This window comes from Pseudomonas sp. SCT (assembly GCF_003864275.1).
Lineage (GTDB): Bacteria > Pseudomonadota > Gammaproteobacteria > Pseudomonadales > Pseudomonadaceae > Stutzerimonas > Stutzerimonas stutzeri_AE.
On sequence record NZ_BDJA01000008.1, the window covers coordinates 43,470 to 67,585 of the forward strand.

The following is a 24,116-nucleotide window of genomic DNA, read 5'->3' on the forward strand; positions in this document are numbered from 1 at the left end:
GTTTCGGCCGGGTCGACAACCTCTTCGACAAGCGCTACGCCACCGGCGGCGCGTTGGCCGAGAACCCCTTCGTTGGCAGCGGCAACGCTTTCGAATCGGACCCGGACGAATGGCGCCACGAGCAGTTCATCGCCCCAGGTGCGCCGCGGGCGGGCTGGCTGGGGGCGCGTTACCGCTGGGATGCGCTATAACCGATCAGTCGCAGCTCCACTGAGCCTGCCTGGCCTTTGCGCTCGGCATGTTTGCGTCCGGCCTGGCTGCGCCGTTCGGCCTGTTCCAGGTTCTAGGTATGTGACGCGAAATCGTCATGGCCGATTGCGTATCCTGGCGAGCTTGGCCGACTGGTCGACGGCAGCAGAGGAGCACGGATGAACCGCGTCCATCACCACAGCCTCGTCTCGCAACATACCGCCGGCGGGTGCCGCTGAGCATGCCGTCACGCCTGCGCATCGTGCTTGCACTCGGCAGTGCACAGACCCTGGCCTGGGGCTCGACTTACTACCTGCCGGCCATTCTCGCCGAACCGATGGCGAGCGAACTGGGCATATCCACCGGCAATGTATTCGCCGCGTTCTCCCTGGCACTGATCGTCACCGCCGTTCTCGGGCCGCTATCGGGCAAGCGCATCGACCATCACGGCGGACGCGATGTGCTGGCGCTGTCCAGCATCATTTTTGCCGCCGGGCTGGCCGTGCTTGGCATGGCCAGCGGCCCGCTGATGCTCTGGCTCGGCTGGCTGGTGATCGGTATCGGCATGGCGCTGGGGCTTTACGAATCGGCCTTTTCCACACTCACCGGAATCTTCGGGCGCGATGCACGTGGAGCGATTACCGGCATAACGCTACTCGCCGGTTTCGCCAGCACCATATGCTGGCCGATCAGTGGCTGGTTGAACGCCGAGTACGGCTGGCGCGCTACCTGCCTGACATGGGCGGGCGTGCATCTGTTGCTCGGGTTGCCGCTGAATCGTCTGTTGATTCCGGTCGGCGTCCAGCGGGCGATGTCTCCGGCCGAGCGATCACAGGCCAATGGCCGTCCCGGCTCGGGCCTGACCATGGCGCTGTTGGCTTTCGTGTTCGCCGCTACCTGGTTCACCAGCACGGCGATGGCGGCGCATCTGCCCCGTCTGCTGCAGGAGTCGGGGCTTTCTGCCGCGGCGGCGATCGGTGTTGCAGCGCTGGTCGGTCCGGCGCAGGTTGGCGCTCGCTGCCTGGAGTTTGTCTTGCTGCAGCGCTTTCATCCGTTGATCTCGGCGCGCCTCGCCGCCGTCGCCCATCCGGTAGGGGCTGCGGGTGTGCTGCTTGCTGGTGCGCCGGCTACCACGGCTTTCGTGCTTCTGCATGGCGGCGGCAACGGCATTCTGACCATCGCCAAAGGCACCTTGCCGCTGGCGTTGTTCGGACCGCATGGATATGGCTTGCGCCAAGGCTTGCTGATGGTGCCGGCACGCTTCGCCCAGGCGTTCGCCCCGTTCGTCTTCGCGCTGCTGATCGATGATTTCGGCACGGGTGCGCTCTGGCTTTCGGCGGCGCTGGGCGTACTCGCCTACGTGGCGTTATCGCTTCTGCAACGCACCGCACAGGGGCTCGGCTGATCGCTGCAGTTGGGTCAGGAGCAGCAACCGCCATGGCCCGACGTGGCCTGAGCCGTTGGGCAGCAACCGCTGGCATTGTCCGGAAGCTGCGCGGCTGCCAGGAGACCGGCCTTGATGATCAGCTCTGCCGGGACGGCCTCGTGGGTCGCATCGGCGACTTCCAGCGTCCGGCAGTTGGCATCGCCGCACGCCGAGCAGCAGCGGCTTTCTCCCGCAGCCGCACCGAGCCACTGTTCGAGCGGTACTTCAGCAATCCATAGGCGATTCGATTCCAGTGGCGCCTGGGCGAAGTCCGCGGGGCTCAGTTGCGACGTTTCGAGGCGCACGTCAATTCCCAGGATGCGCAGTGCCTGGCGCAGATCCGCGGTCGCGTGCCGAACGGCCTGCTCGGTAGCTCCGCAGCGGGGGCATGTCTCGCCATGTTCGTTCACCAGTCGCTGCCAACGGATCGTCAGGGTTTTCTTCATGGCGGTATTCCTATCGGATCGGGGAGGGCGTGGCTTCCGATTTGCCGGGGTTGCCCCTCGTGCATCGCTGGTGGTCGCATGCTGGAGCAGCAGGCTTTGCTGCTCCAACACCAGTCCGAGAAACACCCTGAGCGCAGCATAGGCGTCGTTCGCCGCATATGCCTGCTGCGCTTCGGTCAGGCGCGCATTGGCCCAATTCGAGGTGGCCACCCTGCGTGATTTCTCGATCCGTGTACCGAGTATCCCAGCCACGGCACCGCGCAGGCCGACCTGGCCTTTCTTGCCCTGATAGCGCAGTACCGAACCCAGGTCGAGCAGGCTGACCGGTTGAATGTTCAGCTTGCTGCGCAGCCGGGAATGATCGGATTTCAGGCCGAAACCGATCTTCACTATCCCCGGTGCCTGCAGCACGGCACGAGCTGCCTCTGTACACCCAGGCATGCCGACCCGCAGCAGATAAGCCCTTTCTGCCGTGGCGAACTGGATCAGGTGCGGGCCGCTGGAAACTTCACCTACCTTGAAGGTGGGCTTGGACTCGGTATCGAAACCGATGCATGACGCCTGCAGGATTTCAGCCACCGCCAGCGCAAACTCGGCAGCTGTGGCGGGCATGCTGATGCGCTCGAGCGGCACCCCGGCGAATGCTGGCAGCCCGGCGATATCCGCCTGCTGGACGATGTGGATAATGGGCTTCTGGCTCAATCGTCGGTCCTCGAAGAATCAGCCGGTTTGGCGCTTGGGATCTTACCTGCACAGTCTAGAGTGCATCGCCGGAGTGACGCGAATGCTGGGCGTGCGCCACTCCGGCAAGCATACCGTCAGCTCTTCAATTGGCTGGCGAACTGCCCGACAGCGCTGACTACCCGCTGTGCACCGTCCTGGATCTCGACGATCACCGCGCCGGCCTGGTTGGCGAATTCCAGTCCCTGTTCGGTTTGCTCACGGCTGACAGACATGCTGTGCACGGCGGCTTGAGCCAGGTCCTGGTTCTTCTGTACCACGCCGACAATCTCCTTGGCAGCGGTGCTGGTACGGGCAGCCAGCTGACGCACTTCATCGGCAACGACCGCGAAACCGCGGCCTTGGTCGCCGGCTCTGGCCGCTTCGATTGCGGCATTCAGGGCCAGCAGGTTGGTTTGGTCGGCGATGCCGCTGATGGTCTTGAGGATGGCGCTGATCAGTTGCGATTGCTTGTCCAGCGCTTCGATGCCATCGGAGGCGTCCTGCATCTGCTGGGCGATGCGATGCATCACATCCACAGTCTGCTGAACCACCTGCGCGCCGCGCTGGGCACTGAGATCGGTGTGCTGCGAGGTGTCATAGGCGATGGTCGCGGCCTCGGCGACCGCCAGTTCACGATTGACCTGATCGGTGATCACCGTGGCGAACTTGATGACCTTGTACAACTTGCCGTAGGCATCGTGAACCGGGTTGTACGAGGCCTCGAGCCAGACCGCCTGGCCGTGCGCGTCGATACGCTTGAAGCGCTCGGCAATGTACTCGCCGCGGTTCAGGCTGGCCCAGAACTCGCGGTAGGCCGCAGATTCTGCCTCTTCACGCTCACAGAACATACGGTGATGCTTGCCCTTGATCTGTTCGAGGCGATAGCCCATGCCGTCCAGGAATCGCTGGTTGGCCGTGATGACATGCCCGCCGAGGTCGAACTCGATCACCGCGGTGGAGCGCAGCAGCGCGTTGATCACGCTCTCATGCTCACGGGACGCCTCGATGGTGCGGGTCAGGTTGGTGGCGCATAGCGTGAAATGGAGCGGCGTGCCGTTCGAGCTTTTGATTGGTTGCCAGATCGAACGCAGCCATGCCTCCTGACCATCGGCACGCAGCAATCGGTATGCACCACTGATGTGCTCGGCGCGCTGCATGGCCGTTTTGAGGCGCGCGTAGTTCGGCTCGGCGCGAAACTGCGCAGTGAAGAAGTCATCCAGCGCGCGGCCGACGATGTCGTCACGGCGATAACCCATTTCGTTCAGGAATAGCTCGTTGGCGTACTGGATGCGTCCCTGCCGGTCCAGTTCCAGGACCATCATTTCCCTGTACAACGAGTCCTTGATCTGGCGGTCGGTCGCGACTTCCTCGCGTAGCTCGGCCAGTTCTCGTTTGAGGTGATTGTTGAACATTCTTATTGGCATCCAGTGAAGGGCAGACTGCCCAGTCACGTCATCGGCGCCGTATGAGTTTTCGTTAGTGCAGGCTTTCTATGGGATTGATTGAGGAACTGCATCGCCGCTGCTCTGCAGGTATGCAGATCACTTTTCCCAGCCGTGCGGGCAGTCCTTGCAGCCCTCCATGTTGGTGCCTTGGAATGTTGCGTAGTGGCGCCGAGCACCGGTCAGCACGGCATCGGCCAGGTTGGCGTCGTTAAGCTTGGCTTCCTGCAGGTTGGCGTCGGTCAGGTCGGCGCCCTTGAGGTCGGCCTTGCTCAGCCAGGTCATCTCCAGATCGGCGGCGTGCAGCTTGCTGCCGTGCATCTTCGCGCCGCTCATGCGCGCGAATTCCAGATAGGCACCCGTGAGATCGGCGCCCTTGAACTGTGCCGCTTGCGCGAACAGCCCCCAGCCCTGCACGGCGATCAGCCGGGCATTGGTGAAGTTGGCCAGGCGCAGGTTGGCCTGTTGCAGGCTGGCCCGGTTCAGCGTGGCGCCGGTGAGGTCAGCTTTTTCCAGATTGGCCAGGTCGAGGTTGGCGTGGCGCAGGTTGGCGCCAGACAGGTTGGCCCCAGCGAGGTTGATGCGCCGCAGATCCTGATTGCTCAGGTCGGCGCCGCGCAGATCAGCATTGGGGCACTGACTATCTGGCTGCAGGGTACAGCCGTTGACGGTCAGCGGGCCTTCGTCTGCGGCAAACACGGCAGGGCTGGCGAGCAGGACCAGCGGCAGCAGTCGGGAGAGCATTTTCATGGTGACGTTCCGAAAGAGTTTGGATGCGGGAAATGCGGTCGCGCGGCGGGTCTGGCTGGTCGGCGAGAGCGCCAACCCGAAGCCGACAGACCCGATCCGCCGCGTGAACCGCGGTACCTCGATGCAATTGAGGCGTGCCCGTTGCTATGACGGGCACGCTTCCGCTCATCGTTTGGCGGTCTTCTTCTCCCATTCCGGCAGCTTGAATACCCAGAATGAGCCGCCCTGCGCGACCGGCTTGGTCAGCACCGCCATATCGCCGCCCCACAGCGGCACGGCGCCGCCGTAGCCGACCGTCACACCAATGTATTGCTCGCCGTCCTGTTCCCAGGTTACCGGCGGGGAAATCACGCCGCTGCCGGTCTGGAACTTCCACAGCTCATCGCCGGTTTTCGCGTTGAAGGCCTTGAAATAGCCGTCGCTGGTGCCGGTGAAGACGAGATTGCCCTTGGTCGCCAGCACGCCGGCCCACAATGGCAGCTTCTCCTTGTGCTCCCAGGCCACCTTGCCGGTGGTCGGGTCCATGGCGCGCAGAATGCCGACGTGGTCGTCGTACATGCGCTTGATGCGGAAGCCCTGGCCGAGATAGGCCGAGCCCTTCTTGTAGCTGACTTCCTCGGTCCAGTAGTCCTCCTTCCAGTGGTTGGCCGGCACGTAGAACAGGCCGGTGTCCTGGCTGTAGGCCATGGGATTCCAGTTCTTGCCGCCGAGGAAGGGCGGCGAGACTTCGACTGACTTGCCGTGCTTTTCGCCTGGTTCCGGTTTGGGTGGGCGCTGGCCTTCATTCTCCACCGGTCGACCGGTTTTCAGATCGATATGGCTGGCCCAGGTGATGCCGTCGACGAAGGGGAAGGCGTTCTGCAACTTGCCGTCCTTGCGGTCGACCACATAGAAGAAGCCGTTGCGATCGGCGTGCGCGGTGGCCTTGACGGTCTTGCCGTTGTTGTCCTTGTAGTCGAACAGCACCAGCTCGTTGTTGCCGGAGAAGTCCCAGGCATCGTTCGGAGTGTGCTGGTAGAACCATTTCACCTCGCCGGTGCTCGGATCGACGCCGACCTGCCCGGAGGTGTAGAGGCTGTCGTAGTCCTTCGGGTTGCCGCCATCACTGGTGCGCTCCCAACCGTTCCACGGGGCGGGGTTGCCGGCACCGACGATGATGGTGTTGGTTTCCGGGTCGAAGCTGGCGCTCTGCCACGGCGCGCCGCCGCCCTGGCTCCAGGCTTCCTTCTTGCCGGTCGGGTGGTTGGGATCGTCCGGCCAGGAAGGCGCCTTGATGTCGCCGGTCGGTGTGCTGTCCTTGCCGTTGAGACGGCCCATGTGGCCCTCGACGAAGGGGCGCATCCAGACTTCCTCGCCGGTCTCCGGGTCGCGGGCAAACAGCTTGCCGACGATGCCGAACTCGTCGCCCGAGCTGCCGTGCACCAGCAGCACCTTGCCGGTCTTGCCGTCCTTCACCAGGGTCGGTGCGCCGGTCATGGTGTAGCCCGCGGCGTGATCACCAAACTTCTTGTTCCAGACGACCTTGCCGGTGTCCTTGTTCAGCGCCACGAGACGAGCATCCAGGGTGCCGAAGTAGATCTTGTCGCCATAGATGGCGGCGCCGCGGTTGACCACGTCACAGCATGGGCGGATGTCGTCGGGCAGGCGATGGGCGTAACTCCACAGGCGCTTGCCGGTCTTGGCATCCAGGGCGAACACGCGTGAGTACGAGCCGGTCACGTAGATCACGCCGTCATGCACGATGGCCTGGGACTCCTGCCCGCGCTGTTTTTCGTCACCGAAGGAGAATGACCAGGCGGGAGTCAGCTTGAACACGTTGCTCTCGTTGACTTGCGCCAGCGGGCTCCAGCGCTGTGCATTGGTGCCCATGCCGTACTGCAGCACGTTGGCGGTGGAAAGATGGTCGTTGGCGATGTCTTCCCAGCTGACCGGTTTGGCATGCGCGGCACCGGCCAGCGCCAGGCTGCCCGCCAGTGCAAGGCAGTGCACGGCGATGGCGAGTGGGCGTTTGCTGCCGGGGTTCGATCTTGTTGTCATGGTTGCGATTCCCTTGGTCGATTCGGACAAGGCCGCCGTATAGCGGTGGCCTGGCGATTCGATTATTGAGAGCGCGCGGTGAGAGCCGACACGGAAAAGCTCCCGCCGATGCCGGGAATCCTTCCCGAACCCCGGGTGATTTAGCCTTGCTACCAGTGCGGTGCCAAAGGTGGTGGTAAAACCCAGTACCAAGGGAGGAGATGCAGGCATCCAAAGCAGGATTCTGCCGGCCCGCCCGCACGGCCAACATGACCACCATGCGCTCCGATGGGGCTGTTGCACAGGTTCTCGAATAGAGGGTGGTAGTCATGAATAACAAGATCTTTTTGCGCTCACTGCTGGCAGCGGGTGTCCTCGGTATGTCCGGCCTGGTAATGGCGCATGGCGACGTGACGCCGCAGGCCGTCAACACCAAGGGCCTGCCGGCGCTCGGTGAAGAATGGCTGGAAGAAAACCCCTATCGCGCACCGAGCGAACATCATGATCTGGCGGTGCAGATCGGTTCCTCCGCGTACAACCAGAACTGTGCTCGTTGCCATGGCCTGGAAGCGATCTCCGGTGGTATCGCACCCGACCTACGCGAGCTGGAAGCCAGCTACGACGGTGACGAGTGGTACAAGGAGCGCGTGATCAACGGCGCAGTCCGCGATGGTGCCGTGTACATGCCGCGCATGGCGGACACCCTCAGTCAGGAAGCGCTGTGGGCGATTCGTACCTATATTGAAAGCGAAGCGGCGAAGCAGTGATGAACGCCGCGCGGCTGGTCCTCGCGCTGTGGTTGACCCTTTGCGGCGCGTTGGCGCAGGCGGAGATCGTCAAGGTGCGTGCATTCGATGACATCATCGAGTCCGGCGTGCTCAAGGTGGCGATGTACGAGAACTTTCCTCCGTATAGCTACCAGCATGACGGCGAGCCGCGTGGTGTCGATGTGGAGCTGGCGCGCAAGCTCGCCGAAGGCCTGGGCCTGAAACTGCAGGTTCTGTGGGTGACGCCGGACGAAACCCTTGACGACGATCTGCGCAATTTCATCTGGAAAGGCCACTACCTGAGGCCGGATGTGCTGGCCGATGTGATGCTGCGCGTGCCCTACGACCGCGAGTTCGCCTACAAGCGCAACGAGCTGGGTGAGGTGATCAACGAGCTGGTGGTGATGTTCGGCCCCTACCAGCGCGAGCGCTGGCAGGCGGCCTACGATGACCGGCGCATCGATGAAGTGCCAAGCGTCGCGATCTTCCAGTACCACCCGATTGGCGTCGAGGTCGACAGTGTGCCCTCGTTCTACCTCTCCTCGGTATTCGAAGGTCGGCTGGCGAAGAACACTCACCATTATCCGAGCGTGTCGCAGGCGTTCACCGCCATGCAGCAGGGCGAGGTGGATGCCACCATGGCCATGCGCGGGGAAGTCGAGTGGCTGCTTGCGAAGGCCGGTGATGAGCATCTGAAACTTGCCGAGAACGCCTATCCGAACATGGGCAAGCAGGTCTGGGACCTGGGGATGGCCGTACATGAATCCAACCGACAACTGGCCTACGCGCTGGAAGAGGCGCTGGAACCACTGATTCTCGAAGGCGAGCTGGCGAAGCTCTATGCCCGCCACGGTTTGACCTACGAGTTGCCCGGGTTGTACCAGGATGTGGAGAGCGACGTGGCCGGGCGCTGACCGGCTGCGCCATGCCGATCCCGCTGCGGATCGCCGTTCGAGGAGTCGACATGAGCGCCCGAATCTTGCTGCTGCTGTTTGCCTTCCATGCGTCGACTGCTGTGGCGGCCGAGGCTGACCCGCTGCAATCGGTGATGTGGGAGTACCATCACAAGGGCTTGCTCAACAGCGAGCCTTACGTGTTCGACGAGCGCGTACAGGTGCACGTGCCACCGTTCGCCGAGGATTCCCGGCAGGTGCCGGTGCATATCGACGCCCGCGCCTTGGGTGACGATGTGGTGCGCATCGAGGCCTGGGCCGACCTCAACCCGATCCCACGTATCTTCACCTTTACTCCAGGCGACCAAGTCGTGCCGCTGGTGGCCATTCGCATTCGGGTGCAACAGGCGACGCCGATCCGCGCCGCTGTGCTGACCCGCGATGGCGTCTGGCATATCGGCTCGGCGCGAGTCGATGCAGCTGGTGGCGGCTGCACAGCGCCAAGCGTCGTGCGCGCGCAAGCGGGTTGGGAAGACCGTCTGGGCGAGGTGGTTGGTGCGCGCTTCCCCCGCGGCGAGTTCAGCCGGTTGCGCCTGCAGATATCCCATCCCATGGATAACGGTCTGGTCGGCGGTATTCCGGAATTCTTCCTCAACCAGGCCGAGTTGCGCGATGCAGACGGCAAGGTCATGGCGGAGCTGGAGCTGTATCCCGCGGTGGCCGAAAACCCGAACCTGAGCCTGGAAGTGAAGGGCGGTCAGGAAACCCGTTTGTGGTTGCGCGACAACAACGGCAACGAGTTCGAGGCCGCATTCTGACTGCACCGCGCAATCCGCGAGTAAGCAAACCAAGCCAAGGAGGCGTCATGCGCCTGTTCATGCTGATCTTCGCCTTCTGTATGATGCTACCCGTGCAGGCCGAGCTGAGCTACACGCTGCAGCCACGGCAGATCGCCGATGGGGTCTGGCTGCTGGAAGGCTCGACCGACAACTTCGACAAGCGCAATGGCGGCAATATCGTCAATACAGGTTTCATTGTCGGTGATACAGGGGTCATCGTTATCGACACTGGGCCGTCCAGGCTCTATGGCGAGGCAATGCGCGCGGCCATCTCCCGCGTCACTGACCTTCAGGTGACCAAGGTTCTGCTCACTCACCATCACCCCGATCACGTACTGGGCAACCAGGCCTTTGCTGATGTGCCGATCGCGGCGCTGGCTGGCACCACCGAGCTGCTGCGCGAGCAGGGCAACGCGATGGCCGAGAACATGTATCGTCTGGTTGGCGACTGGATGCGCGGCACTGAAGTCGTGTTGCCAAGCGAAACCGTTGAGTCGGGCACGCTGGAAGTCGCTGGGCGGCCCCTGCGCTTGCTGGCACTGCGCGGACATACCGGCGCCGATCTGGCCATTCTCGACGAACGCAGCGGCGTGCTCTTCGCCGGCGACATTCTGTTCTACCAACGCGCCTTGACCACACCGAACAGCCCTGCTTTGAACGTCTGGCTGGATGATCTGACAACCCTCGAAGCGTTGCCCTGGAAACGCCTGGTTGCCGGCCACGGCCCGGTAGCGGATGACGCCGAGCCGTTCCGGCAGATGCGCGATTATCTAGGCTGGCTAGACGGGCTACTACGCGATGCCGCGAGCAGCGGGGCGGATATGAATGAAGTGATCCAAAGCCCGATCCCCGAGCGTTTTGCCGGCATCAGCCTGACCCGTTTCGAGCTGATCCGCAGCGTCAGCCATCTGTATCCGCGTTACGAGGTCGAAGCGCTGCAACGCGTCGACCAATAACCCTCACATCACTCCAGCTGGAGCTGATCACCGCGCTCCTGCTGCCAGTCATCCAGGCTCGGGGCAGCCGCTTCGCCGTCCATGCGATGAATGATGGTGAAGTAGTCCTGCTTGAAGCGGTCCTGCATGATTTCGCTGCGATTCCTGACCCGCACCGCATAGATGCTCTGCACGTTCTGGTGGTCGAAGTCGCGCCAGTACTGCTCGTCCTTGAGTAGCTGGTAGCGGTGGTTTTCCAAGGCCGCGATCACCGCTTCGGCATCGATGCTGCCGGCGCGTTGGGCAGCGTCCGCCCACTGCCGGACGATGCCATAGGCTGAGGCAGCGGTACTGCCCGGATACGCCTGATGCTGGGCGATGAATCGATCGGCAAACGCCTGGCCTTCGGTGCTGCCGACCAGCTTCGGCACGCGCCAGGTCCAGGCTTCCGTGCCGATGACGTGCTCCATCACCAGCGGGCCGGCTTGTTCGACGATGCTTTGGGTCAGGTTGGGCACGATGATCTGCATGCGTTTGCCGAGTTCCAGGGTATGCGCCAGACGCATGGTCTGCACCAGATCTTCGCCAAGCAGGACGATCACCAGAACATCGGCGTTACTGGCGGCGGCTTTCTGCAGAGCAGCCAGGTAGTCGCCGCGCCGTGCGCCGCGCTCGGCGATCTTCGAGTAGCCATGGCGCGCGCGGTCGCGGCTCTTGGTCGCCTCGCGCAGTGCCTGCTCCATGCTGCGACCCCATGCGTCTTCGAGGCTGACGTAGTGATAGCGCCGGTTGGGCATGTGCCAGCTGAGGTATTCGCCGAGCACGCGAGCGCTCATCCATGCACTGTTGGACTCGCGGAACAGATGACGATGCCCGTCGCGCCCGGTGATTTCGTTGGCGTAGCCGAGCGTGGGGAAATAGAGCAGCCCGAGTTCGCGTGCTCGCTGGCCAGCGACAAGGGCCTCCTCGCTATTGGCGCCGCCGAACACCATCGCCGCGCCCTGATTGGCGAAGCGCTCGATATTGGCTCGGGCTTTTTCGGGGCGGGCGGCGGAGTTCAGGCTGACCAGCTGCAACTGCCGGCCAAGCAGGCCGCCACGTCCATTGATTTCATCGACCGCCAGCAGGGCGCCGCGGCTCAGCTCCAGTCCTTCGGATTTGTAGTTGCCGGTACTCGGGTAGTTGAGTCCGATGCGGATTGGTTCGGCTGCATGTGCGGTCAGGGCAGTAAGCAAGGCAAGGGCGATAGCGAGGGAATGGCGAAGCATGGCTCGTATCCTTCTGAGCGAGGGGACGTCCGTTTTAGGGGCTGGGCCAGCACAGCGGAATAGTCTTTTCCGGCCGGATGGCTGCGACTTCGGTGCCGCTCTCGACCCATACGGCCCTGAAAAACTGCGGCTTCCGCCGTCCACGGCGGCGTATTGCTACCAAGGGAGTAGGAAAATCGGTACTGCGGGCAATTGTTGCCAAAGCGGGGCAAACCAAGAATCAACCCCAGACCGGGAAAATTTCCCGGCATAACAATGAACCCGCAGAGGTAGCCGCAATGAAGCACACCGGTCTTCGCAAGCCCTTCGCCTTGACGGCGCTATGCGCCGCGGTGGCGATGTCCAGCCTGCACGCCTGGGCCGTAACCGACCAGGAAATCCTCAACGACGCCAAGTCCACCGACCAGATCGTAACCAACGGTATGGGCTTGCAGGGCCAGCGCTACAGCACGCTGGACGCGTTGAACGCCAATAACATCAATCAGTTGCGACCGGTTTGGGGCTTCTCTCTGGGTGGTGAAAAGCAGCGCGGTCAGGAAGCGCAGCCGCTGATCAAGGACGGTGTGATGTACATCACCGGTTCCTACTCCCGCGTGTATGCGGTCGATGCGCGTACCGGCAAGGAACTGTGGCAGTACGATGCGCGCCTGCCGGACGGCATCATGCCGTGCTGTGACGTGATCAACCGTGGCGTGGCGCTGTATGACGATCTGGTGATCTTCGGCACGCTGGACGCCAAGCTGGTCGCGCTGAACAAGGACACCGGCAAGGTCGTCTGGAAGAAAACCGTCGCCGACTACAAGGCCGGTTATTCGCTGACCGCAGCTCCGCTGATCGTCAAGGGCAAGCTGATTACCGGTGTGTCCGGTGGCGAGTTCGGCGTGGTCGGCAAGATCGAAGCCTACAACCCGAAGAACGGCGAACTGCTGTGGACGCGTCCGACGGTCGAAGGCCACATGGGCTACGTGTGGAAGGACGGCAAGAAGGTCGAGAGCGGTATCTCCGGCGGCGAAGCAGGCAAGACCTGGCCGGGCGACCTGTGGAAGACCGGCGGTGCGGCTCCGTGGCTGGGCGGCTACTACGATCCGGACACCGACTCGCTGCTGTTCGGAACCGGCAACCCGGCACCGTGGAACTCGCACCTGCGTCCTGGCGACAACCTGTATTCCTCCTCGCGCCTGGCGCTGGACCCGAACGACGGCTCGATCAAGTGGCATTTCCAGACCACACCGCATGACGGCTGGGACTACGACGGCGTAAACGAGCTGGTGTCCTTCGACTATCAGGAAGGCGGCAAGACCATCAAGGCTGCCGGTACCGCCGACCGCAACGGCTTCTTCTACGTACTCGATCGCACCAACGGCAAGTTCATCCGTGGCTTCCCGTTCGTCGACAAGATCACCTGGGCCAAAGGCCTGGACAAGAACGGCCGGCCTATCTACGACGACGCCAATCGTCCGGGCTCGCCCAACGACGCTGGCGCTCAGGGCAAGACTGTAACCGTGGCGCCGTCGTTCCTCGGTGGCAAGAACTGGATGCCGATGGCATACAGCCAGGACACCGGGCTGTTCTATGTGCCGTCCAACGAGTGGAGCATGGACATCTGGAACGAAGGCACCGCCTACAAGAAGGGCGCGGCTTACCTGGGTGCCGGTTTCACCATCCACCCGCTCAACGACGACTACATCGGCGTGCTGCGCGCCATCGATCCGAAGACCGGCAAGGAAGTCTGGCGCTACAAGAACTACGCACCGCTGTGGGGCGGGGTGCTGGCGACCAAGGGCAACCTGGTGTTCACCGGCAACCCGGAAGGCTACCTGATGGCCTTCGATGCCAAGACCGGCAAGAAACTCTACGAGTTCAACACCGGCTCGGGCGTGATCGGCTCTCCAGTTACCTGGGAAATGGACGGCGAGCAGTACGTCTCCGTTCTCTCCGGCTGGGGCGGTGCAGTCCCGCTGTGGGGCGGCGAGGTCGCCAAGCGGGTGAAGGAGTTCAACCAGGGCGGTATGGTCTGGACCTTCAAGCTGCCGAAGGATCAGGTCGCCAAGCGCTGATCGGCCTGTGGCGCGGAGCCCGGCAACTGCCGGGCTCCGCAAACGAAGAACCCCGGTCGTCGTGGCCGGGGTTTTTTCGTTTGCGCTTTCAGGCCTGCCGATAGGCGCTTGGCGTGACGCCGACTTCGCGGCGAAACACCTGGGAAAAATGACTCGGGCTCGAGTAGCCCACCTCCAGCCCGATGTCGATGACACTGCGCTGCGTTTCGATCAGCAGCTGCCGAGCCCGCGCCATGCGCAGGCCGATGAAGTACTGCGACGGCGAGAGCCCGGTGGCACGTTTGAACATCCGGCTGAAGTGGTACTCGCTCAGCTCGGCGCTGCGGGCCAGCCTGGTGAGGCTGAAATCATCGGCGAGCTGCGCATTCATTTCCTCGACGACACGGCGCAGCTTGTAGGCTGGCAAGGCGTTGCTGCTCCTGATGGCGCCTTGTGGGTCCCGATAGTGGCGCAGCAGATGCACGGCCAGCGTTTGAGCCAGGCCACGCAGGCAAAGTTGGCTGGGCGTGCGTTGATCGAGCAACTCACGGCGCATGCTCTCCATCAGCCAGTGAACCGTTTCGTCCCTTGCGCCGGAAACATCCAGCAGCGCGACCGCTGAGCTCTGTGGTCCGAGCAACTCCCGTGCGGCCTGCTCAATTAACGGTAGGCCTAGATACAGGTGCATCACCTCGAAGCGCTCCCCTTCAAGCGTCTGCCAGCGCATCTCGTATGGCTCTTGGGTATCGGTCAGAAAGAAGTCGCCGGCTTTCACGGTTGCCGCGCTCCAGGGGCCATCCAATACGCGTTCCTCGACGCGGGCCGTACCGGCCAGTACCAGCACCAGTAGCGGCTCTACCACCGCGGGTACCCGAATAGGCTCGGTGATGGTGCGATGGCTGAAGAGCTGCACGACCACATCCTGCAACGGCGGCAGCGCGGTCAAATCAGCATCTCCGGGCAGGTGATCGCGCATCGACTGAGCGGTGGCGCGCCACGTATCAGGCACTGGTGGGGCTTCGGATGACCGAGGCACGGCGTGCTCCCTGGATAACAAGTCGGCGTCGATAGGTTAGCGCAGGCCACCGCCAGTGGCGGGCAATGCTGCGCGCAAAACTCCGACAGCCAGCGCAAGCGTGCGAAAGCCGGGCCTGCAGCACTGAGGGAGACTGAACCCGTCAATAACGAAGGCGCCCCAGGCGTCACCGTAACGGGAGAAGCACCATGACCGATTCCAAGCACCCAGTTATCCAGGAAGTCGAAGGCAAGGTTGCGCTGGTCACTGGCGCAGCCAGCGGCATTGGCAGGGCCATCGCCTTGCTGCTGCACGAGCGCGGCGCAAAAGTTGTCGCTGAAGACATCAATCCGGCGGTCGGGGAGCTCGCGCGGCCGGGGCTGCTGCCGCTGCGGGCGGATATCACCGAAGACGGCGCCGCCGAGCATGCGGTCGGAATGGCCGTGGAACGCTTCGGGCGTCTGGATATCCTGGTCAACAATGCGGGCATCATCATCAACAAACTGGTGGTGGACATGACACGCCACGATTGGGAACGCATCCAGGCGGTCAACGCCACCGCGGCCTTCCTGCATTGCCGCGAAGCGGTCAAGGCAATGATGCCCAACCGCTCGGGGGCGATCGTCAATATTGCCTCCTATGCGTCGTACTTCGCCTTTCCGACCATCGCCGCCTATACGGCTTCGAAGGGTGCGCTGGCGCAGCTGACCCGCACGCTGGCACTGGAGGCGATCGAGCATGGCATTCGGGTCAATGCCATCGGCGTGGGTGACGTGCTGACCAACATCCTCAACGATGTGGTCGAGGACGGCCCAGGCTTTCTCGCGCAGCATGGGCAAGCCGCACCCATCGGGCGCGCGGCGCAACCGGAGGAGATCGCCGAGATCGTCGCCTTTCTCGCCTCGGAACGGGCCAGCTTCATGGTGGGCTCGGTGGTCATGGCCGACGGCGGCATGACGGTCACGGCCGGCTGAGGCCGCTGTGCAGAAATACGAACCCCGCCAGTAGGCGGGGTTCGGTGCTTTACGTAGACGGGCGCGGGATCAGTCTTCCAGCGAGCCCATTGCGGTGGTGTTGAAGCCGCCGTCGACGTAGAGGATCTCACCGCTGATGCCGGAAGCCAGGTCCGAGCAGAGGAAGGCGCCGGCATTGCCGACTTCGTCGATGGTGACGTTGCGGCGCATCGGGGTCTGCTTCTCGTTGGCAGCCAGCATCTTGCGGAAGCTGGCGATGCCGGAGGCGGCGAGGGTACGGATCGGGCCGGCAGAGATGCAGTTCACGCGGGTGCCTTCCGGGCCGAGGCTGCCGGCCAGGTAGCGAACGCCGGCTTCCAGGCTGGCCTTGGCCATGCCCATGACGTTGTAGTTCGGCATGGTGCGCTCGGCGCCCAGATAGGAGAGGGTCAGCAGGCTGCCGTTGCGGCCCTTCATCATTTCGCGACCGGCTTTGGCCAGAGCAACGAAGCTGTAGGCGCTGATGTCGTGGGCGATCTTGAAGCCTTCACGGGTGGTGACTTCGGTGAAGTCGCCGTTCAGCTGGTCGCCCGGAGCAAAGCCGACGGAGTGCACGATGCAATCCAGGCCGTCCCATTTCTTGCTCAGTTCTTCGAATACGCGCGCGATCTCTTCATCGTTGGCAACGTCGCAGGGGAAGCACAGCTCAGGGCTCGAGCCCCAACCGGAAGCGAATTCCTCGACGCGACCCTTGAGCTTGTCGCCCTGGTAGGTGAAAGCCAGTTCTGCACCTTCGCGATGCATGGCCGCGGCGATGCCCGAGGCAATCGACAGTTTGCTGGCAACGCCGACGATCAGTACGCGCTTACCGGTGAGAAAACCCATGTGCTTGTCCCTCTTCTGGTTGTTCGGCAGTGCCGGGCGCCATAAAGGCGGATTCCAGCAGCTGCTGTGTATACGGATGTTGCGGTGCCGCAAAGATGTCAGCGGCCGCCCCTTGTTCCACCACCTGGCCCTGCTTGACCACCATCATCTGGTGGCTCAGCGCCCTGACCACCGCCAGGTCATGGCTGATGAACAGATAGGTCAGGTTGTACTTGGCCTGCAACGAGCGCAGAAGCTCCACCACCTGGCGCTGCACCGTGCGATCGAGCGCCGAAGTCGGCTCGTCGAGCAGTATCAGCGCCGGCTTCAACACCAGAGCCCGGGCAATGGCAATGCGTTGCCGTTGTCCGCCGGAAAACTCATGGGGGTAGCGATGCCGGGTTTCCGGATCGAGACCAACCTCCACGAGCGCCTCAATGATTGCCTGTTCCTGCTCCTTGGCAGTGCCCATCCGGTGGATGTGCAACCCCTCGCCAACGATCTGCCCAACCGACATACGCGGGCTCAGGCTGCCGAAGGGGTCCTGAAAGACCACCTGCATCTGCCGGCGCAACGGCCGTACCTGGCGCTGCGACATGCTTTGCAGGTGCTGGCCCTGGAAGCGTATCTCGCCGCGACTACCCAACAATCGAAGGATAGCCAAACCCAGGGTGGACTTGCCGGAACCGCTTTCGCCAACGATGCCCAGCGTCTGCCCCTTGGGCAGGCTGAAGTTCACACCATCGACTGCCTTGATGTGATCGACGGTGCGTCGCAGCAGGCCCTTCTTGATCGGGAACCACACGCGCAGGTCGTCGACCTCAAGCAATGGCGGCGCTTCCTCGACTGCCACCGGGCCGCCGCTGGGCTCGGCCGCGAGCAACTCCTGGGTGTACGGATGCTGAGGCGCACGGAACAGATCTTCACACAACGCCTGTTCGACGACGCGACCGCGCTGCATGACACATACGCGATGGGCAATGCGTCGAACCAGGTTGAGATCGTGGCTGATCAGCAGCAGCGCCATGCCCAGCCGGGCCTGCAACTCCTTCAGCAGTTCGAGGATTTTCAGCTGCACGGTGACGTCCAGCGCGGTGGTCGGCTCGTCGGCGATCAGCAGCTCCGGCTCGTTGGCCAGCGCCATGGCAATCACCACTCGCTGACGTTGCCCGCCCGACAACTCGTGCGGGTAGGCCCGGATGCGCTTGCGCGGCTCGGGGATGCCAACCAGTTCCAGCAACTCCAGCGTGCGGGCGGTCGCCGCCTTGCCACGCAGACCCTTGTGAATCTCCAATACCTCGTTGATCTGCTTGCCCACGGTGTGCAGCGGGTTGAGCGAGGTCATCGGCTCCTGGAAGACCATGGCGATGCGATTGCCGCGGATCTTACGCATGGCCTTTTCGTCGGCTTTGAGCAGATCCTGGCCATGGAACAGGATCTGCCCCTGCGGATGCCGGGCGAGCGGGTAGGGCAGCAGGCGCAGGATGGAATGAGCCGTCACGGACTTGCCCGAGCCGCTTTCCCCGACCAGGGCCAGCGTTTCGCCCTTGCGAATGTCAAACGTCACGCCTTCGACGACACGTTGTACCTGTTCGCCGGTGACGAACTCGACGGCCAGGTCGCGGACCTCGACCAGATTCTCGGCTATCGGTTGTTCGGCCATGTTATTTCCTTGGGTCGAAGGCATCACGCGCCGCCTCCCCGATAAACACCAGCAAGGTCAGCATGATTGCCAGCACCATGAAGGCGCTGATGCCCAGCCAGGGCGCCTGCAGATTGGCCTTGCCCTGGGCGACCAGTTCCCCCAGCGACGGCGAACCGGCCGGCAGACCGAAACCGAGAAAGTCCAGCGCGGTGAGCGTGCCGATGGCGCCGGTGAGGATGAACGGCATGAAAGTCATGGTGGAGACCATGGCATTGGGCAGGATGTGGCGGAACATGATCGCGCCGTTCTGCATGCCCAGCGCACGGGCAGCGCGCACGTATTCGAGGTTGCGCCCGCGGAGGAATTCGGCGCGTACCACATCCACCAGGCTCATCCAGGAGAACAGCAGCATGATCCCCAGCAACCACCAGAAGTTCGGCTGCACGAAGCTGGCGAGAATGATCAGTAGATAGAGCACCGGCAGGCCGGACCAGATTTCCAGCAGGCGCTGCCCGACCAGATCGACCCAGCCGCCGTAGAAGCCCTGCAGGGCGCCGGCGATGACGCCGATCACCGAGCTGATCAGGGTCAGCGTCAAGGCGAACAGCACCGAGATGCGAAAGCCGTAGATCACCCGGGCGAGTACGTCGCGACCCTGGTCATCGGTGCCTAGCCAGTTCTCTAGCGACGGCGGCGCGGGCGCGGGCACCTGAAGCTCGTAGTTGATGCTCGAGTAGTTGAACGGAATGACCGGCCAGATCATCCAGCCGTCCTTTTCGGCGATCAGTTCCTGGATGTACGGGCTTTTGTAGTTTGCCTGCAGCGGAAACTCGCCGCCGAAGGCCGTTTCCGGATAACGCTTGAACACCGGGACAAACCATTCGCCGTCATAACGCACCACAATCGGCTTGTCGTTGGCGATGATCTCCGCGCCAAGGCTGAGTACGAACAGCGCGAGGAAAATCCACAGCGACCACCAGCCACGCTTGTGCGCCTTGAACAGTGCCAGTCGGCGCTGGTTGAGGGGGGACAACTGCATCTCAGGCCTCCCTGCTTTCGAAATCGATGCGCGGGTCGACCAGGGTGTAGGTCAGGTCACCGATCAGCTTCACCACCAGGCCGAGCAGGGTGAAGAGGAAGAGGGTGCCGAACACCACCGGATAGTCGCGGTTGATTGCCGCCTCGAAGCTGAGCAGCCCAAGCCCGTCGAGGGAGAAAATTACTTCGATCAGCAGCGAACCGGTAAAGAACATGCCGATGAAGGCAGCCGGAAAGCCGGCGATGATGATCAGCATCGCATTGCGGAACACATGGCCATAAAGCACGCGATTCTTGCTCAAGCCTTTGGCCCGTGCCGTGATCACGTATTGCTTGTTGATCTCATCGAGGAAGCTGTTCTTGGTCAGCAGCGTCAGCGTGGCGAAGTTGCCGATCACCAGCGCGGTGACGGGCAGGGCCAGGTGCCAGAAATAGTCGATGATCTTGCCGCCGAGGGTCAGGTCGTCGAAGTTGGCCGAGGTCAGCCCGCGCAGCGGGAACCAGTTCCAGTAGCTGCCGCCAGCGAACAGCACGATCAGCAGGATGGCGAAGAGGAACGCCGGGATGGCGTAGCCAACGATGATCGCCGAACTGGTCCAGACGTCGAACTTGCTGCCATGCCGCGTAGCCTTGGCGATACCCAGCGGGATCGACGCCAGGTACATGATCAGCGTGCTCCACAGGCCAAGCGAGATCGAGACCGGCATCTTCTCGATGATCAGGTCGGTCACCTTGGCATCGCGGAAAAAGCTTTCGCCGAAATCCAGCCGCAGGTAGTTGCTGAGCATGATCCAGAAGCGTTCCACCGGCGGCTTGTCGAAGCCATACAGACGTTCGATCTCGGCCACCAGCTCGGGGTCCAGGCCCTGCGCACCGCGGTAGCTGGTGCCGGCGACGGCAACTTCCGAACCGCCGCCAGCGATGCGGCTGGTGGCGCCTTCGAAGCCTTCCAGCTTGGCGATTGCCTGTTCAACCGGGCCGCCTGGTGCGGCCTGGATAATGATGAAGTTGATCAGCAGAATGCCGAACAGCGTTGGGATGATCAGCAGCAGGCGGCGAAAAATATAAGCCAGCATGCTTAGCGCTCCGCCTCGCCGTTATTGGCTGGCGCACTCGCGCCAGCTTCCTCGGCTTTCTTCGCTTCCACCGGATCGGCGACCGGAGCCTTCGCATCGGGCTTGCGCCACCAGGTCATCAGGCCGATGTCCTGCTTGGGGGTTACCTGCGGATGCGCCAGGTGGTTCCAGTAGGCCACGCGCCAAGTCTTGATATGCCAGTTCGGTACCACGTAGTGGCCCCAGAGCAGCGCGCGATCCAGCGCGCGGGTATGGGTAACCAGTTCCTTGCGTGAGTCGGCACCGATCAGGCCTTCCACGAGGCTGTCGATTGCCGGGTCCTTGAGGCCAATGAAGTTGCGGCTGCCCGGGTTGTCCGCACTCGCCGAGTGCCAGTATTCGCGCTGCTCGTTGCCGGGTGAATTGGACTGGCCGAAGCCGCTGACGATCATGTCGTAGTCGCGCGAACGGAGGCGGTTGATGTATTGCGACACGTCGACCCGACGAATTTCCAGTTCGATGCCGAGATCAGCCAGGTTGCGCTTGTAGGGCAGCAGAACCCGTTCGAACTCCGCCTGCACCAGCAGGAATTCCAGCTTTACCGGCTTACCCTGGGCATCCAGCATTCGGTCGTTCTCAACCTTCCAGCCTGCTTCGGTCAGCAGTCGGTACGCCTGGCGCTGTTGTTCACGGATCACACCGTTGCCCTCGGTATGCGGCAGTTCGAATGCCTTGTCGAACACCTCGTCCGGAATCTTGCCGCGCAGCGGCTCGAGCACCTTCAGCTCCTCCGCGTCCGGCAGGCCGGATGAGGCCAGCTCGGAGTTGTCGAAATAGCTGCGGGTGCGGGTATAGGCACCGTTGAACAGCTGTCGATTGGTCCATTCGTAATCGAACAGCAGCCCGAGAGCTTCACGTACGCGGCGGTCCTCCAGTTGCGGGCGGCGGATATTGAAGATGAAGCCCTGCATCCCGGTCGGGTTGTAGTTGCGGATCTCGTCCTTGACGATGCGTCCGTCCCGGACCGCGGCGATGTCGTAGGCGGTGGCCCAGTTCTTCGCACTGGTTTCGAACCAGTAGTCGAAATGGCCGGCCTTGAAGGCCTGCAGTGCGACGGTGTTGTCGCGGTAGTAATCGAAGTTGATACGGTCGAAGTTATAGAACCCGCGATTCACCGGCAGATCCTTGCCCCAGTAGTCCTCGACCCGGGCGTAGCGGATCGAACGCCCAGCCTGGATTTTATCGACCCGGTAGGGGCCGCTTCCCAATGGGACCTCCAGGCTGCCGGAGCTGAAATCACGATCCTCCCACCAGTGTTTGGGTAACACCGGCAATTGCCCGAGGATCATCGGCAGTTCACGATTGCCGGCGTGCTTGAAATCAAAGCGAACCCGTCGCGGGCTTTCGGCGACGACCTTCTCCACGTCGGCGTAATAGCCCCGGTAGTGCGGTGCGCCCTTGCTCATCAGGGTTTCGAAGGTGAACACCACGTCCTCGGCCTTCACCGGTTCGCCATCGTGAAAACGGGCTTGCGGCCGGAGATGGAAACGCACCCAGCTATTGTTCGGGCCTTTTTCGATCTTCTCGGCTAGCAGGCCGTAGACGGTAAACGGCTCGTCCAGGCTGTTGGTGGTCAGGGTGTCATAGATCAGGCTGATGTCGTCAGCGGCGACGCCCTTGTTGATGAAGGGATTGAGCGAGTCGAAACTGCCGAAACCGGCCTGTCGCAGCGTGCCGCCTTTCGGCGCGTCGGGATTGACGTACTCGAAATGCTGGAAGTCGGCCGGGTACTTGGGCTTCTCGTCATACAGCGTCAGGGCATGGCGGGGCGCAGCCTCGGCGAGGGTCGCCATGCAGAGCAGGCTCAGCAGGCCGGCGCGAAGCAGCGGAAAGCGCACGCGATTGTTCATTTGGTCTTCTCCAGGCTCTTCAGCCACCAGGCGCGCAGACCCAGGGTATAGGGCGGCGTGGTGACATGGGCGAACCGATTGCGGTACGCCAGGCGGTGGTTACTGATGAACCAGTTCGGAATGGTGTAGTGGTTCCACAGCAGCACCCGGTCGATTGCGCGGGCGGCTGCGACCTGCTCGTCGCGTGTTTGCGCGGCCAGCAGTTTGGCAATCAGGTCGTCGATGATCGGGTTGGCGACACCGGCATAGTTGCGGCCGCCTTTGACGTCGACCTGACTGGAATGGAAATACAGGTGCTGCTCGATGCCTGGGCTCAGGCTCTGCACCAGCGTCATCAGGATCATGTCGTAGTCGTAGTGATCCAGCCGTTGCTTGTACTGCGCGCTGTCGACCGTGCGCAGGTTGGCCTGGATGCCGATGCGCGCGAGATTCTCGACGTAGGGCTGAAGGACGCGCTCGAGCCGCGGGTTGACCAGCAGGATCTCGAAGCGCAGTGGCTGCCCGGCACCATTGAGCAGGCCGGCGTCCGAGGCTTTCCAGCCCGCTTCGGCGAGCAGGCCCAGCGCACGACGCAGCGTTTCCCGCGGGATGCCGCGACCGTCGGTTCGCGGCAGTTCGAACGGCTCGGTAAACAGCTTGGCCGGGAGCTGTTTGCGATAGGGGGAGAGCAGTAGCCACTCGCCCCCCTCAGGTTTGCCGGTCGCGGTGAAGTCGCTGTTGGGGTAGTAGCTTTCGCTGCGGCGGTAGGCGCCATAGAACAGCGCGCGGTTGGTCCACTCGAAATCGAACATCAGGCCCAGGGCCTCGCGCACGCGCTGGTCGGCGAACGTCGCGCGGCGGCTGTTCATGAACAGCGCCTGGGTCTGGGTGGGAATCTGGTGGGGAATCTCGGCGCGGATGATGTCGCCTCGCAGCATGGCGGGAAACTCGTACCCGTTGGCCCAGTTCTTCGCCTGGTGCTCGATGTAGAAATCGAATTCAGCGACCTTGAAGGCTTCGAATGCCACCACGCTGTCGCGATAGAACTCCACGTCGACACGGTTGAAATTGTACTTGCCCTGGTTGACCGGAAGCTTGGCGCCCCACCAGTTGCGCACCCGCTCGAACACCACCTGACGTCCGGGCTGTACATGGGTGATGCGATAGGGGCCGCTGCCCAGCGGCGGTTCGAAGGTGGTGGCCTTGAAGTCGCGGTTCTTCCAGTAATGCTGCGGCAGTACCGGCAATTCGCCGAGACGCATGACCAGCAAAGGATTGTTCGGCTGCTCGAAGACGAAGCGGATGCGATGGCGATTGAGGATGTCGACGCGCTTCACGCCTTGCAGATTGGTGCGGTACTGAGGGTGACCGTCCTTGACCAGCAGGCGGTAGGAAAAGGCGACATCGTAGGCGGTGATCGGCTTGCCGTCATGGAAGCGGGCTTGCTTGCGCAGGTTGAAGACCACCCAGCTGTTGTTGTCGCTGTACTCAACGGATTCGGCGATCAGCCCGTAGCTCGAGGCGGGCTCGTCTCCGGACGGATCGTAGATACCGGTACCGACCATCAGCGGCTCGTTCAGCTCGCTGATGCCGTACTGCAGAAAGCCCGGTGTTGCGCTTGGGCTGGTGCCCTTGAAGGTATAGGGATTGAGCGTGTCGAAGGTGCCCGATGCCATCAGTTTGATCCGGCCGCCCTTGGGCGCGCGCGGGTTCACCCAATCGAAGTGGGTGAACGAGGCTGGGTACTTAAGAGTGCCGAACTGCGCATAACCATGGCTTTCGCTGATGGTGGCGAGGGCGGGAAAGCTCAAGGCCAGGCAGGTCAGTAACAGTAGCAGGGCTCGCATCAGACGGGGGATCCGATCCTTGGCGCTTACGGGCTTCTCGGGCCGGTACAGTAACAGCTTGTATGCGCTGGAAAAAGGCC

The 24,116-nt window shown here is 62.7% G+C and carries 20 protein-coding genes and 1 pseudogene; 8 read left to right on the forward strand and 13 right to left on the reverse strand.

What is annotated here, in order from left to right; translation table 11 throughout:
- Positions 1 to 53 precede the first annotated feature (53 nt).
- Both BHD08_RS18655 and BHD08_RS18660 read left to right on the forward strand, forming a co-directional pair.
- Positions 54 to 191 (forward strand): hypothetical protein, encoded by a 138-nt coding sequence (locus tag BHD08_RS18655; protein WP_256678730.1) that lies wholly within the window; start codon positions 54 to 56, stop codon positions 189 to 191.
- A 239-nt stretch (positions 192 to 430) separates the two neighbouring features.
- The gene (locus BHD08_RS18660; RefSeq protein WP_125024111.1) at positions 431 to 1,594 is read left to right on the forward strand and encodes an MFS transporter; all 1,164 of its coding nucleotides are present in this window, start codon (positions 431 to 433) and stop codon (positions 1,592 to 1,594) included.
- Between the two features lie 14 nt (positions 1,595 to 1,608).
- On the opposite strand, the gene BHD08_RS18665 is transcribed toward BHD08_RS18660, so the two are convergent.
- From BHD08_RS18665 to exaA, 5 genes and pseudogenes are all read right to left on the reverse strand, one after another.
- Positions 1,609 to 2,763, reverse strand: coding sequence for a DUF2703 domain-containing protein (locus BHD08_RS18665; RefSeq protein WP_125024113.1), 1,155 nt, complete (start codon positions 2,761 to 2,763; stop codon positions 1,609 to 1,611).
- Positions 2,764 to 2,879: 116 nt separating this feature from the next.
- Positions 2,880 to 3,440 carry a methyl-accepting chemotaxis protein gene (locus BHD08_RS23565; RefSeq protein ID WP_375708262.1) on the reverse strand — a complete coding sequence of 187 codons (561 nt, stop codon included), beginning with the start codon at positions 3,438 to 3,440 and terminating at the stop codon, positions 2,880 to 2,882.
- A pseudogene (locus tag BHD08_RS23570) lies at positions 3,426 to 4,208 on the reverse strand (PAS domain-containing protein); the annotation flags it as partial. The pseudogene BHD08_RS23570 and the gene BHD08_RS23565, both read right to left, overlap by 15 nt.
- Before the next feature lie 117 nt (positions 4,209 to 4,325).
- The gene (locus BHD08_RS18675; RefSeq protein WP_125024117.1) at positions 4,326 to 4,976 is read right to left on the reverse strand and encodes a pentapeptide repeat-containing protein; all 651 of its coding nucleotides are present in this window, start codon (positions 4,974 to 4,976) and stop codon (positions 4,326 to 4,328) included.
- 165 nt (positions 4,977 to 5,141) lie between these two features.
- On the reverse strand, positions 5,142 to 7,013 hold the full coding sequence (exaA, locus tag BHD08_RS18680) for a quinoprotein ethanol dehydrogenase (protein WP_125024119.1): 1,872 nt from the start codon (positions 7,011 to 7,013) through the stop codon (positions 5,142 to 5,144).
- 308 nt (positions 7,014 to 7,321) lie between these two features.
- Between exaA and pedF the strand changes: the two genes are divergently transcribed.
- Genes pedF through BHD08_RS18700 form a run of 4 tightly spaced genes read left to right on the forward strand, consistent with a single transcriptional unit; the run spans position 7,322 to position 10,447 of the window.
- Positions 7,322 to 7,759, forward strand: coding sequence for a cytochrome c-550 PedF (gene pedF, locus BHD08_RS18685; RefSeq protein ID WP_015276878.1), 438 nt, complete (start codon positions 7,322 to 7,324; stop codon positions 7,757 to 7,759).
- On the forward strand, positions 7,759 to 8,673 hold the full coding sequence (locus BHD08_RS18690) for an ABC transporter substrate-binding protein (RefSeq protein ID WP_125024121.1): 915 nt from the start codon (positions 7,759 to 7,761) through the stop codon (positions 8,671 to 8,673). Before pedF ends, BHD08_RS18690 begins: the two co-directional genes overlap by 1 nt.
- Before the next feature lie 50 nt (positions 8,674 to 8,723).
- Positions 8,724 to 9,470 (forward strand): quinoprotein dehydrogenase-associated SoxYZ-like carrier, encoded by a 747-nt coding sequence (locus tag BHD08_RS18695; protein WP_125024123.1) that lies wholly within the window; start codon positions 8,724 to 8,726, stop codon positions 9,468 to 9,470.
- Positions 9,471 to 9,517: 47 nt separating this feature from the next.
- Positions 9,518 to 10,447 carry a quinoprotein relay system zinc metallohydrolase 1 gene (locus tag BHD08_RS18700; RefSeq protein WP_125024125.1) on the forward strand — a complete coding sequence of 310 codons (930 nt, stop codon included), beginning with the start codon at positions 9,518 to 9,520 and terminating at the stop codon, positions 10,445 to 10,447.
- Between the two features lie 8 nt (positions 10,448 to 10,455).
- Here the strand turns inward: BHD08_RS18700 and BHD08_RS18705 are convergent, their stop codons facing one another.
- Positions 10,456 to 11,694, reverse strand: a complete 1,239-nt coding sequence (locus tag BHD08_RS18705; protein ID WP_125024127.1) for a substrate-binding protein — start codon at positions 11,692 to 11,694, stop codon at positions 10,456 to 10,458.
- 278 nt (positions 11,695 to 11,972) lie between these two features.
- Here BHD08_RS18705 and BHD08_RS18710 point away from each other — a divergent pair, with 278 nt between their 5' ends.
- On the forward strand, positions 11,973 to 13,751 hold the full coding sequence (locus tag BHD08_RS18710) for a PQQ-dependent methanol/ethanol family dehydrogenase (protein ID WP_015276883.1): 1,779 nt from the start codon (positions 11,973 to 11,975) through the stop codon (positions 13,749 to 13,751).
- A gap of 88 nt (positions 13,752 to 13,839) precedes the next feature.
- On the opposite strand, the gene BHD08_RS18715 is transcribed toward BHD08_RS18710, so the two are convergent.
- On the reverse strand, positions 13,840 to 14,706 hold the full coding sequence (locus BHD08_RS18715) for a helix-turn-helix domain-containing protein (RefSeq protein WP_125024376.1): 867 nt from the start codon (positions 14,704 to 14,706) through the stop codon (positions 13,840 to 13,842).
- A 248-nt stretch (positions 14,707 to 14,954) separates the two neighbouring features.
- Between BHD08_RS18715 and BHD08_RS18720 the strand changes: the two genes are divergently transcribed.
- Positions 14,955 to 15,719: an SDR family NAD(P)-dependent oxidoreductase gene (locus BHD08_RS18720; protein ID WP_125024129.1), complete on the forward strand. Its 765-nt coding sequence runs from the start codon at positions 14,955 to 14,957 to the stop codon at positions 15,717 to 15,719.
- A gap of 69 nt (positions 15,720 to 15,788) precedes the next feature.
- Here the strand turns inward: BHD08_RS18720 and fabI are convergent, their stop codons facing one another.
- From fabI to BHD08_RS18750, 6 genes are read right to left on the reverse strand one after another with little or no spacing between them, the layout of a single operon-like run.
- On the reverse strand, positions 15,789 to 16,583 hold the full coding sequence (gene fabI / locus BHD08_RS18725) for an enoyl-ACP reductase FabI (RefSeq protein WP_003282073.1): 795 nt from the start codon (positions 16,581 to 16,583) through the stop codon (positions 15,789 to 15,791).
- The gene (locus BHD08_RS18730) at positions 16,564 to 18,210 is read right to left on the reverse strand and encodes an ABC transporter ATP-binding protein (protein ID WP_177412702.1); all 1,647 of its coding nucleotides are present in this window, start codon (positions 18,208 to 18,210) and stop codon (positions 16,564 to 16,566) included. The genes fabI and BHD08_RS18730 overlap by 20 nt, the downstream gene beginning before the upstream one ends.
- Before the next feature lie 16 nt (positions 18,211 to 18,226).
- Entirely contained in the window at positions 18,227 to 19,246 is a 1,020-nt protein-coding gene (locus BHD08_RS18735; RefSeq protein ID WP_125024133.1) for an ABC transporter permease, read from the reverse strand.
- Position 19,247: 1 nt separating this feature from the next.
- Positions 19,248 to 20,321: a microcin C ABC transporter permease YejB gene (locus BHD08_RS18740; protein WP_038659852.1), complete on the reverse strand. Its 1,074-nt coding sequence runs from the start codon at positions 20,319 to 20,321 to the stop codon at positions 19,248 to 19,250.
- Between the two features lie 2 nt (positions 20,322 to 20,323).
- Positions 20,324 to 22,210, reverse strand: a complete 1,887-nt coding sequence (locus BHD08_RS18745; RefSeq protein WP_125024135.1) for an extracellular solute-binding protein — start codon at positions 22,208 to 22,210, stop codon at positions 20,324 to 20,326.
- On the reverse strand, positions 22,207 to 24,036 hold the full coding sequence (locus BHD08_RS18750) for an extracellular solute-binding protein (protein WP_125024137.1): 1,830 nt from the start codon (positions 24,034 to 24,036) through the stop codon (positions 22,207 to 22,209). The genes BHD08_RS18745 and BHD08_RS18750 overlap by 4 nt, the downstream gene beginning before the upstream one ends.
- Positions 24,037 to 24,116 lie beyond the last annotated feature (80 nt).